The organism is Kitasatospora sp. NPDC043950, from assembly GCF_056435345.1.
The window spans coordinates 1-11,602 of record NZ_JBWKER010000106.1; the positions used below are offsets into that span (position 1 = coordinate 1).

6 protein-coding genes are annotated in these 11,602 nt (G+C 75.3%); 1 reads left to right on the plus strand and 5 read right to left on the minus strand.

Annotated elements, in window-relative coordinates:
- Window positions 1–92: 92 nt before the first annotated feature.
- From cimA to AC07BF_RS37010, 3 genes are all read right to left on the minus strand, one after another.
- Entirely contained in the window at window positions 93–1,697 is a 1,605-nt protein-coding gene (cimA, locus tag AC07BF_RS37000) for a citramalate synthase (protein WP_363633581.1), read from the minus strand.
- A 378-nt stretch (window positions 1,698–2,075) separates the two neighbouring features.
- Window positions 2,076–3,188, minus strand: a complete 1,113-nt coding sequence (locus AC07BF_RS37005) for a branched-chain amino acid aminotransferase (RefSeq protein ID WP_363589460.1) — start codon at window positions 3,186–3,188, stop codon at window positions 2,076–2,078.
- A 246-nt stretch (window positions 3,189–3,434) separates the two neighbouring features.
- Window positions 3,435–4,499, minus strand: coding sequence for a 3-isopropylmalate dehydrogenase (locus AC07BF_RS37010; RefSeq protein ID WP_363589462.1), 1,065 nt, complete (start codon window positions 4,497–4,499; stop codon window positions 3,435–3,437).
- Window positions 4,500–4,866: 367 nt separating this feature from the next.
- Between AC07BF_RS37010 and AC07BF_RS37015 the strand changes: the two genes are divergently transcribed.
- Window positions 4,867–7,353: a YfhO family protein gene (locus AC07BF_RS37015; protein ID WP_478334547.1), complete on the plus strand. Its 2,487-nt coding sequence runs from the start codon at window positions 4,867–4,869 to the stop codon at window positions 7,351–7,353.
- A gap of 133 nt (window positions 7,354–7,486) precedes the next feature.
- On the opposite strand, the gene AC07BF_RS37020 is transcribed toward AC07BF_RS37015, so the two are convergent.
- Both AC07BF_RS37020 and AC07BF_RS37025 read right to left on the minus strand, forming a co-directional pair.
- Window positions 7,487–10,822, minus strand: a complete 3,336-nt coding sequence (locus AC07BF_RS37020) for a S8 family peptidase (protein ID WP_478334548.1) — start codon at window positions 10,820–10,822, stop codon at window positions 7,487–7,489.
- Between the two features lie 295 nt (window positions 10,823–11,117).
- Complete coding sequence (locus AC07BF_RS37025; RefSeq protein WP_350887612.1) at window positions 11,118–11,279, minus strand: hypothetical protein; 162 nt, start codon at window positions 11,277–11,279, stop codon at window positions 11,118–11,120.
- Window positions 11,280–11,602: the final 323 nt, after the last annotated feature.

Consider the following 11,602-nt stretch of genomic DNA (forward strand, 5'->3'; position numbering starts at 1 on the left):
TCCCCCCCCCCTCCCCCCCCCCCCCCCCCCCCCCCCCCCCCCCCCCCCCCCCCCCCCCCCACGGCGAGTCACCCGGCGGGCTGCCCGGTGAGCTACTCGGTGGGCTCCAGGCCGGCCCGGATCAGCCCGTAGGTGTAGGCGTCCTCCAGCGCCAGCCAGGAGGCGGCCACCACGTTGTCGGCCACCCCGACGGTCGACCAGGTGGACGTGCCGTCGGTGGACTCGATCAGCACCCGGGTCTTGGAGCCGGTGCCGTGCTGGCCCTCCAGGATGCGGACCTTGTAGTCCACCAGCTCGAACCGGGCCAGCGGCGGGTAGATCCCCTCCAGCGCGGTGCGCAGCGCCTGGTCCAGCGCGTTCACCGGGCCGTTGCCCTCGCCGGTGGCGATCCGGCGCTCCCCCTTCGCCCACAGCTTCACCGTCGCCTCGTTGCCGGTGAACCCGTTCGGGCCCTGCTCGCTGATGGTCCGCCAGGACTCCAGGGTGTAGAAGCGGTCCCGGCCGCCGCGCACCTCGTCGCGCAGCAGCAGCTCGAAGGAGGCGTCGGCGGACTCGTAGGTGTAGCCGAGGTTCTCCTGCTCCTTCACCTTGGCCACCACCCGGCCGGCCAGGTCCCGGTCGGTGGACAGGTCGTAGCCGAGCTCCTTGCCCTTGAGCTCGACCGAGGCGCGGCCCGCCATGTCGGAGACCAGCATCCGCATGGTGTTGCCGACCCGCTCCGGGTCGATGTGCTGGTACAGGTCCGGGTCGACCTTGATCGCGGAGGCGTGCAGGCCCGCCTTGTGCGCGAAGGCCGAGTAGCCGACGTACGGCTGGTGGGTGGAGGGGGTCAGGTTGACCACCTCGGCGATCGCGTGCGACAGCCTGGTCATCTCGGCGAGCCGGCCCTCGGGGAGCACCCGCCGGTCGTACTTGATCTCCAGCGCGCCGACCACCGGGAACAGGTTGGCGTTGCCGACCCGCTCGCCGTAGCCGTTGGCGGTGCACTGGACGTGGGTGGCGCCGGCGTCCACCGCGGCCAGCGTGTTGGCCACCGCGCAGCCGGTGTCGTCCTGGGCGTGGATGCCCAACCGGGCGCCGGTGACGGCGAGGACGTCGGCGACGGTCTCCCGCACGCCGGCCGGCAGCATCCCGCCGTTGGTGTCGCACAGCACCACCACGTCCGCCCCTGCCTGGTGCGCGGTGCGGACCACGGCCAGCGCGTACTCGCGGTTCGCCTGGTAGCCGTCGAAGAAGTGCTCGCAGTCGATGAACACCCGCCGCCCCTGCGCGCGCAGGAACTCGACGCTGTCCCGGACCATCTCCAGGTTCTCGTCCAGGGTGGTGCGCAGCGCCAGCTCCACGTGCCGGTCGTGCGCCTTGGCGACGAGGGTGACGACCGGGGCGCCCGAGGCGACCAGCGCGGCCAGCTGCGGGTCCTCCGCGGCCTTGCCGCCGGCCCGGCGGGTGGCGCCGAAGGCGACCAGCCGGGCGTGCCGGAGGTCCAGTTCGGCGGCGGCCCGGGCGAAGAACTCGGTGTCGCGCGGGTTGGCCCCCGGCCAGCCGCCCTCGATGAAGCCCACTCCGAACTCGTCCAGGTACCGCGCGATGGCCAGCTTGTCCGCCACCGTCAGGTTGATGCCCTCCCGCTGCGCGCCGTCGCGCAGGGTGGTGTCGAACACGTGGAAACTGTCGTCGGTACGGCTGACCTCGGTCATGACCCCTGGTTCTCCGTTCGGGGAGGTTCGTACTGCTCTGCCGGATTGCGAGTCCCGGCTCCACTGTCCAGCATCCCGCGCGCGGCTCCGGTGTCCCCGAGCCCCTTGTGGGGGCTCCCGGCCGGTCCGGAGGCTGTGTTGATCGGGGCGATGCCCGAAAAACGAAAAAACCCCTCGCGGGTGCGAGAGGTCTGCGCGCGGGTCTGGACGCTGGTGGTCGCTCCGCATCGGGTCCTGCGGGAGCGGTCACTGCGGACCGGCGCGCCTGCTGTTAATAATCAGCGACAGCGAGGACACGTTCGCAGTCTGGCACACGTCCCGGCATCCGGCCCGCCCGTCTCGCGATGCGAAACGGGCCAGGCCGGAGCGGGTGCCGCCTCAGACGATCTTGTGCAGCCAGCCGTGGGTGTCGGGGGTCTGGCCGCCCTGGATGGCCAGCAGGGCCCGGCGCAGCTCCATCGTGGTCGGGCCGGGCTCGCCGGTGCCGACCGTCCAGTCGGCGGCGGCCGACTTGACCGAGCCGACCGGGGTGATGACGGCGGCGGTGCCGCAGGCGAACACCTCGGTGAGGGTGCCGTCCGCGTTGGCCTGCTGCCACTCGTCGGTGGAGATCCTCCGCTCCTCGACGGCGTAGCCGAGGTCGGTGGCGAGCTGGAGCAGCGAGTCGCGGGTGATGCCGGGCAGCAGGGCGCCGGACAGCTCGGGGGTGACGATCTTCGCGTCCTTGCCCTCGCCGAAGACGAAGTACAGGTTCATGCCGCCCATCTCCTCGATCCACCGGTGCTCGGCGGCGTCGAGCCAGACGACCTGGTCGCAGCCCTTCTCGGCGGCCTGGGCCTGGGCGATCAGCGAAGCGGCGTAGTTGCCGGCGCACTTGGCGGCGCCGGTGCCGCCGGGCGCGGCCCGGACGTACTCCTTGGACAGCCACACCGAGACCGGCTTGACGCCGCCCGGGAAGTAGGCGCCGGCCGGCGAGGCGATGATCATGAACAGGTAGGAGTTCGCCGGGCGGACACCCAGACCGACCTCGGTGGCGAACATGAACGGACGCAGGTACAGGCTCTGCTCGGGCTCGTTCGGCACCCACGCCTGGTCCTGCTGGACCAGCAGCTCGACGGCCTCGACGAAGGTCTCCACCGGCAGCTCCGGCATCGCCAGCCGGCGGGCCGAGGCCTGGAAGCGGGCCGCGTTGGCCTCCGGGCGGAAGCTCGCGATGGAGCCGTCGGCCTGGCGGTAGGCCTTGAGGCCCTCGAAGATCGACTGGCCGTAGTGCAGGGTCATGTTCGCCGGGTCGACCTCCAGCGGCGCGTACGGCGCCAGCTGGGCGTCGTGCCAGCCCACGCCCTCGGTCCAGCGGATGGTGACCATGTGGTCGGTGAAGACCCGGCCGAAGCCGGGGTTGGTCAGCCGGGCCTCGCGCTCCGCGGTGGGCAGCGGGTGGGCGGAAGGCTTGAGGTCGAACGTGATGGGCGCCTGGGTGGGCGTGCTCATGGCTGTTTCCTTCACCGTGGGGTAGGTCCGGGCCGCCACCGCCGGGTGCCCGCCGCGGCCAACCAGCACCGGAACGAACGCACAACGGCACGACCCACTGTCGATACTCGCATCCAGAGGGCCGTGCCGAACAGCTGCCCGCTCCTTGGGGAGCTGCAAGCTGCGGTTATGTGGTGCGGCCCGCCGGGCCGCGACCGTTGTCGGCCCCGGCCCGTGGGCCGGAGTCCGTCAAGCGGATCCGGCCCGTCAGCCGGCTACTCGGGTGACCAGCGCGTCGCCGACCTCGGAGGTGCTGCGGGTGCCGGTGCGCTCGGCCAGGTCCGCCGCGACGGCGGCCTCCACCCGGGCGGCCTCGGCGGCGAAGCCCAGGTGCTCCAGCAGCATGGCGACCGACAGCACGGTGGCCGTCGGGTCGGCCTTGCCCTGGCCCGCGATGTCCGGCGCCGAACCGTGCACCGGCTCGAACATCGACGGGAACTCGCCGCCCGGGTTGATGTTGCCGCTCGCGGCCAGGCCGATCCCGCCGGTGACGGCGGCGGCCAGGTCGGTCAGGATGTCGCCGAACAGGTTGTCGGTGACGATGACGTCGAAACGCTCCGGCTGGGTGACGAAGAAGATCGTCGCCGCGTCGACGTGCAGGTAGTCGGTGGTGACCTCCGGGAACTCCCGGCCGACCTCCGCGAAGATCCGCGACCACAGGTGCCCGGCGTGCACCAGCACGTTGTTCTTGTGCACCAGCGTCAGCTTCTTGCGCGGACGCGCCTGGGCCCGGCGGTAGGCGTCGCGCACCACGCGCTCGATGCCGAACGCGGTGTTCAGGCTGACCTCGGTGGCCACCTCCTGCGGCGTCCCGGTGCGCAGCGAGCCGCCGTTGCCGACGTACGGGCCCTCGGTGCCCTCGCGGACCACCACGAAGTCGATGGCTCGTCGTGTCGGAGACGCGCCGTCGGACTCAGTGCCGGCCAGCGGGGACTTCACCCCGGGGAACAGGCGGCCCGGACGCAGGTTGATGTGGTGGTCGAAGGCGAACCGCAGCTTCAGCAGCAGCCCCCGCTCCAGCACGCCCGACGGCACGCTCGGGTCGCCGATGGCGCCCAGCAGGATCGCGTCGTGCGACTTCAGCTCGGCCAGCACGCTGTCCGGCAGGGTCTCCCCGGTCCGGTGGTAGCGCCGGGCGCCGAGGTCGTACTCGGTGGTCTCCAGCTTCACCTCGGCGGGAAGCACGGCACCCAGGACCTTGAGACCTTCGGCCACCACTTCCTGGCCGATGCCGTCACCCGGGACAACTGCGAGACGAATCGTGCGAGACATGCTCGGACCCTACTCCGGTGTCCCAGGGGCTGACACCCGGCGTCCACCATCCGGACGTCCGGGCATGGAACGTTGTCTGACGGGCGGAGAAGACCAGGCCACCGAAGAGCAGCTCGGTGTGGGGCGGGAGATCCCGTAGCCGATCCAGGTCGTCCGCGGTGTAGCCGGTAGCCGGAGGGCGCAGCCACCCCGGCATCGCAAGGTCGGGTTCCCTTTCCACGGGGGCACCATCGCAGGCCGATCCGCCGGGCTGCCACCTCATCACCCCTACGAGGGAGCGCGGGGGGCCTGATCCGTGCGGGGAGCGCGCTTAGGGTGACGGGGTCCGGCAATCCCTCGCGGAAACGGGGTCGAGCAGCAGATGGGCGTGCGGCGACGGGATGTGCTGGTCTGCGGGAGCGCGGCCGGGCTGGCGGTGGGCGGGTACGCGCTCGCGGTGGGGCTGCGCGGGGCGTGGCCGACGGGGGCGGGCGAGGCCGCCCTGCCGTACCACGCCCACCTGTGGGACCTGATGCACGGGCGGGCCGCCGGGGACCTCCTGTTCAACTGGAACAGCGGCTACGGCGTCCCGTTCCTCGCCGACTTCTTCGCCTACCTGATGAACCCGTTCTCCTGGGCGACCGCCCTCCTCCCCCGCGACCAGGGCCGGTTCGCGCTCCTCCTGGTCACCCTCGCCACCATCGGCCTCGGCACCGCCCTGATGGCCCACCTGCTCGGCCGGCTGCACGCCGGCCCGCACTGGCTGCGGGCGCTCGCCGCCGTCGGGTACGGGCTCTGCGCCTGGGTGCTCGACGTCGGCGGGGCGGCGCCGATGTGGCTCTGGGGCCTGGTCTCGCTGCCGCTGCTCGGCCTGGCCGCCGACTGGTGCCTGCGCGAGCGGCGCTGGGTGGCCGGCTCGCTGTGCGTCACCCTCGCCTGGGCCGGCAACCTGTACACCGCCGCGCTGGCCACCCTGATGGCCGGGCTGCTGCTGGCCGTCCGCCTGTTCGCCACCCCGCGGCCGTTGCGCCACCGGGTCCGGGTCGCCGGGCGGGCCTTCACCATGGCCACCACCGGCGTCCTGCTCGCCTCGCCCGTGCTGTTCGTCGCCGTCCGGGCCGCGCACGGCGCCCAGCCGGAGTCCCCGGTGCAGCCGCTCGGCCCGTCCGGGCTCGGCGGGCACCTCGCGCAGTTGCTGCCCGCCACCCACGGCGGGCGGCCGCTGCCGGACGTCGCGATCGGCCTGCTGGGGCTGCTGCTGGTGTGCGGGCTGCCGTTCAACCGGCGGGTGCGGGTGCGGGAGCGGGCGGTCTGGTGCGGGGCGCTGGTGCTGGTGGTGCTCAGCTTCGTCTGGACCCCGACCGTGGTGGTCTGGCACGGTCTGGCGATCCCGGCCGGCGGGCCGTACCGGGTCGCGTTCGCGCTCAGCGGCCTGCTGGTGCTGGCCGGTTGGGTGTCGCTGGCGCACCGGCCGGACCGGCTCACCCTGCTGGGCGGCGCCGCCGTGGTCGCGGTGATCGCCGCGCTGGCGGCGGGCCGGCACTCGGTCCGCGCCTCCACCTGGACACTGCTGGCCGTCGGCGGGGTCGTCCTGCTCGCCGCGCTCTGGACCCTCGACCGCCGGCACACCGACCGCCGGGCCACCGCCCTGGCGACCTGGGTGCTGGCCGGCGCGGTGCTCGGCAACTCCGTCTGGTCCGGGTACGCGGCGCTCGCCGCCGCCCCGGCCGACACCGCCTCCGCCAGCGCCGTCCGGGCCGGGTACGCGGCGGTGCGCGACGGCGCCGCGTGGCCCCGGGGCCGCAGCGACCCCGGCCCGCACGCCTTCACCACCAACGATCCGCTGCTGCTCGACGGCCAGGGCGGCGGCTACTTCAGCGGCTACCTGCCGACCGTCGCCGCCCTGCTGCTGCACGACCTCGGCGCGGGCTGGACGGCGGGCGGGCGGCAGACCGCCAGCGTCACCGATCCGGTCGGGCAGGCCCTGTTCGCCGTCCGCTCCCACCTCGACGACGGGCCGCCCCCGGCCGGCTTCACCCCCGGGCGGGCCGCCGCACCGCCGCTGGTCACCGTGCTGCCGCCCGGCGCCCGGCCGGACACCTCCTCGGTCTGGTCCCGGCAGGAGTCACTGCTCGGCAGCCGGGTGTACGAGGCCCCGCTGCCCGTCCCGGCCGGCGGCCCGGCGCCCACCCTGCACGGCACCAGCGGCTGGTCGCTGCCCGGCGGCGCCGAGGGCACCGTCCTCACCGCGGCCTGCACCCCCGGCGGCACGGCCTACTTCCACGGCGTCTGGTACCGGGGCACGGTCAGCGGTCTCGGCACCACCTACCGCAGCGACGGCGAACAGCCCACCACCGCCGTCGCGATCCACCGGCTGGGGCCGGTCCCCGCCGACGGGACGGTCCGGGTGACCCTGCGCTCCGACACGGTCGGCCAGATCCCGGCCCGCCCGATCGGCTGCCTGCGGCCCGGCGCCCTGGACGACGCCGTCGCCCGTCTCACCGCCACCGGCGCGACCGGCGTGGCGGCCGGCGGGCACACCCTCGCCGCGACCCTCCCGGCCGGCTCCACCGGCACCGCGCTGCTGTCCGTCCCGGCCGCCGAGGGCTGGACCTGCGCGGCGGGCGGCGGCCGGTACGTCCCGCCGACGCCCGTCCTGGGCATGATCGGCGTCCCGCTCGGCGCCGGCGCCGACCGCATCGCCTGCTCCTTCCGCCCGCCCGGTCTCACCGAGGGCCTCACCGTCAGCTCCGCCACCGCCGCCGCCCTCGCCCTGGTCGCCGTCTTCACCCGCTTCTCCCGCCGCCCGGCCCGCGCACCCCGCCGCACCCGTCGGCTCGCCGCCCGGGCCGCCCAGGCCATTGACCAGGGCTGAGGCGACCAGGCCTGAAGCACCCTGCCGGGCACGGCAGACGGCCGTCGGCACCACGGAGCCCCGTCACCGAGGCGCGGCACAACGCACGGGGGCGGCCCGCCAGGTCGGCGGGCCGCCCCTCGGGCAGGTGCGGTCAGGGGAGGGTGATCACCTGGCTCCGGCGGGCGGCGGGGTTGAGGTGGTGGAGCAGGAGCAGGCGGGAGGTGTCGCCGGGGGTGCGGTGGATGTCGAGGACGGTGCCGGGCCGGACCGGGGTGGCGAGGGCCGCGGGGCCGCCGAGGCCGGCACGGATGTCGACGGCGGGATGCAGGACGTCGAGGGCCAGGACGGGGCGGGTGCCGCGCAGGCCGATGGCGGAGTAGGACTCGGCCGGGTCGGGTGTGCCGGGGGCGACGGTGCTGGTCCAGACGCCGTAGTGGATGGTGCTGTGGCCTTCCCGGACGCCCGGGAGCGCGCTCAGCCGGACGGGGAGGACGAGGGCGTCACCGTCCAGCAGGGCGGTGTCGGTGTCGCCCCAGTGGCCGTTCAGCGGCTGGACGTCGAGCTCGGCGCCGGTTCGGGCGTCGAGGGCGCGGGAGACCAGGACGTCGCTGCCGCGCAGCCGGTCGGCTTCGAGGATGACGTCGGTGGTGCCGTCGCCGTCGGTGTCCAGGGAGACCCGGACGCCGTAGAGCCCGACCGGGGTGGCGGCCGGGGCCCAGAGCTGGGCGCCCACGTAGAGCAGGTCGGAGCTGGTGGCGGCACCGACGACCCGCAGGTTGGCGGCCCGGTCGCCGGGCTGCTGGACGCAGACGTCCTGCGGGGGGTCGGCCGGCTCGGCTCCGTCGTCGGGCCGGATGCCGGCCCCGGGCCCGACGGCGGCTTCGCTGTCGGGCGGGCAGTCGGCCCAGCGGGTGCCTTCGCCGCCGAGGGTGAGGGCGGTGACGAGTCCGGGCCGGTTGCCGGGGGCGGCGCTGCCGCCGAGCATCAGGACGGTGCCGTCCCGGGTGGTGCGGGCGGCGGCGGTGGCGGTGAGGTCGGTGGCCGGGCGCGGGGCGGCGAGGACGGGGACGCGCAGTTGGGGCAGGGCCGGGTCGGTGACGGGGGTGAGCAGGACGCGGCCGGAGAGTTCGGCGCGGTAGCTGCGGGCCTTGCCGTCCTGCACGGTGTCGATGGTGGGGTCGGGGGCCCGGCCCAGTTCCCCGGGGACGGCGAGGGTGACGTGCACCCGCGCGGTGCCGCCGGCCGGGACGTCGACCTGGTCCGGCGTCACCTCGAAGGTGGCGCCGGGCAGTTCGGTGGCCGCCGCGTAGCCGGTGCGGTAGCTCAGCGGCCGGTCCGCGTGGTTGCGCACCTCGATGTCGCGGCCGAGGGCGGTCGGCCCGGCGATCTCGACCGGCCCGTAGGAGACGCCGACGCTGCCTTCGGCCGCTCCGTCGCCGGCCGCGTAGGCGACGACGGGGGTGTGGACGGCCCGGTCGACCTGGGCGCGGCCGGCGCCGGTGCGCTCGGGGCCGTAGACCGGTCCGCCGTGGTCGTCGCCGAGCCAGGTGTCGACGGCGGTGTTCATGAGCGCGGCCTTGAGCTGTTCGACCGGCCAGTCGCGGTGGGCGGCGCGGACGAGGGCGGCGAGGCCGGTGATGTGCGGGGTGGCCATCGAGGTGCCGTCCTCGCGCTGGCCGCCGCTGCCGCTGCCGACGAGGGCGGACCAGATGGTCTCGCCGGGGGCGGCGAGGTCGGGTTTGACGATGCCGGGGACGCCGATGCCGCGGGAGGAGAAGTCGGTGAGGGTGTCGGTGCGGGCGGGCTGGTTCTGGGAGACGGAACCGTGCAGCGGGTTGCCGGGGGCGGCGAGGCGGACCTCGACCGGCCCGGCCGCGGCGGCCTGCCGGAGCCGTTCGCCGTCGGCGTGGGCGAGCAGGGCGGCCGGGATGCGGTCGTTGCCGGAGATCTCGGCGAGGTGGTCGGTGTCGGCGGCGTAGAGGGCGCCGATCGCACCGGCGTCGGCGGCGTGGTCGGCGCGGGGGCCGGAGTTGCAGGCCCGTTCGGAGTCGCGGGTGCGCCAGGTGAGGACGGCGATCTTCCCGGCGAGCCGCTGCCGGTCGGCTTCGCTGTAGGCGGCGCAGCCGTCGGACTGGTCGGCGGGCAGGGCGAGTTGGCCGCTGACGTCGGCGCTGGACCAGCCCTGGTAGCGCTCGCTCCAGTGGGCCGGGACGACACCGGCCAGGTCGGCGGGGGCGAGCACGGTGAGGCCGTCGGTGTCGCTGTGCTGGTCGACGGAGGCGGCGACGGTGACGGCCCGGGCGGCGGTGCCGGGGCTGCCGCCGATGCCGTAGACGTCGCCGTCGTTGCCGGCGGCGGCGACCACGACGGTGCCGAGGGCGGCGAGCCGGTCGACGGCGAGGGCGTCGGTGTCGTCGGGGCTGCCGAAGCGGCTGCCGAGGGAGAGGTTGACGACGTCGAGGCGGTCGCCGAGGTCGCCGTCGCCGTTGGGGTCGGCGGCGAGGTCGAGGGCCTGGGCGAGCCGGTCGGTGGAGCCGTCGCAGCCGAAGACCCGGATCGCGTACAACTGGGCGCCGGGGGCGGCGCCGGGGCCGACCTTGAACCCGGCGGGGTCGAGTCCGGGCCGGTAGGGGCCGGTGTACGGGTGGCCGTCGGCGGTGACGCCGTAGCCGGCGGCGGTGCCGGCGACGTGGGTGCCGTGCCCGTTGCGGTCGCAGTCGATCGGATTGTCGCTGGGGTGCGGGACGGGCTGGTGGTGCGGGGAGGACGGGTCGGGGTCGTAGTCGTCGCCGACCAGGTCCTTGCCGCCGATCACCTTGGCGTTGGGGAACAGGTCGGGCGGGGCGGGCTTGCCGCGTTCGACGGAGCGGAAGGCGGCCTCGGTGCCGGGGCCACCGAAGTCGGCGTGGGTGTAGTCGATGCCGCTGTCGATGATCCCGATCCGCACCCCCTGGCCGGTGTTGCCGTCGCCGGTGGCACCGGCCCAGACCTGCGGGGCGCCGATCAGCGGGACGGAGTAGGCGTTGTCCCGCTGCTTGCGGACGATCGGGTGGACGGCCCGGACGCCGGGCAGCGCGCGCAGGGCGGGCAGCCGGTCGGCGGGCGCGTTGACGGCGAGGCCGGTGATCAGGGTGCGGGTGCGGTAGAGCTCGCCGGCGGTGGGCACCGCCCGGTGGACGGCCGCGGCGAGCCGGTCGAGGGCTTCGCCGGCCCTGGCCCGCTGGGCGGCGCCGGCGTCCGAGGCCTCCCGGCGGGCGGCCTCCGGGGAACGCTGGGCCCGCCGGGCCCCGTCGGCGGCGCGCCGCCAGGCGGGCCCGGCCGGCTCGGTGCCGAGTTCGAGCAGGACGGAGGCCGTTCGGCCGGCCCTCGACGGCTCCGTCGGGGGCCCGCCGGAGGCCGGGGTGGCGGCGAGCGCCGCGCTCCCGGCCAGCAGGGCCAGGGTGAGTCCGATCCGGGTGATGGGTCGGCGGACGGATGGCAGACGCACTGGGCCCTCTTCCCCCGGCAGGGGGACTGATCCGCACACCGTGTCGCTGACGCCCGCCCGCGCGAACGTCGATCACCCTTCCGGGGGCCCCAAATTAGGATGATCGCGCCGACGAGCGCGAGCAACTTCCCTCGGACGGACGCCGGTTGCACTCGACCGGGTGACCTGACGGCAGCCCGAGCGGCCTATTCGGCGGATGAACGGCCGGGCCGGCGGCGGGCTGGCGAAGCCGCGGGGGCGCCGCCCGACAACACCTGACGGACAGACCGCCGACGACGCCCGCCAGCGGTTCCCGTCAGAGGTGCCCGGTCGAGCCGCCGTTGTCGCGGCGGTCCAGCGCCCGCTGCAGGGCGGCGGCGGCGAAGGGGTTCCGTTCGGCGGCCCGGCGACGGCGCGGGGCGCGGACGGGGGTGGCGGCGGGGGTGGGGGTGGCGTGGCGGTCGGCAGTGAGGGGCATACCGGGCTCCTTGGAAGCGGCGCCCCGAAAAGGGCGCGGGAGGGGGAGGGGTACGCGCGGGGGCAGGGATCGCCTGCCCGTGAAGGCGCACGCGGACACGGGCCGAACGCCCTGTCTACAGGGTCGGCACGCCGTATCGCCCTTCCACGGTACGACCGGGCCCGGGCCGTGTCTGCACGAATACTTGGATTTCCTAGTATCTGAGACGGGAGCCACCCGGGGGAACGCAGCGGGGGGGGGGGGGGGGGGGGGGGGGGGGGGGGGGGGGGGGGGGGGGGGGGGGGGGGGGGGGGGGGGGGGGGGGGGGGGGGGGGGGGGGGGGG

What these genes read in the sequence shown, in the direction of transcription:
- AC07BF_RS37005 (WP_363589460.1), bottom strand. Translation starts at nt 3,188, where the DNA reads ATGAGCACGCCCACCCAGGCGCCCATCACGTTCGACCTCAAGCCTTCC.
- AC07BF_RS37010 (WP_363589462.1), bottom strand. Translation starts at nt 4,499, where the DNA reads ATGTCTCGCACGATTCGTCTCGCAGTTGTCCCGGGTGACGGCATCGGC.
- cimA (WP_363633581.1), bottom strand. Translation starts at nt 1,697, where the DNA reads ATGACCGAGGTCAGCCGTACCGACGACAGTTTCCACGTGTTCGACACC.
- AC07BF_RS37025 (WP_350887612.1), bottom strand. Translation starts at nt 11,279, where the DNA reads ATGCCCCTCACTGCCGACCGCCACGCCACCCCCACCCCCGCCGCCACC.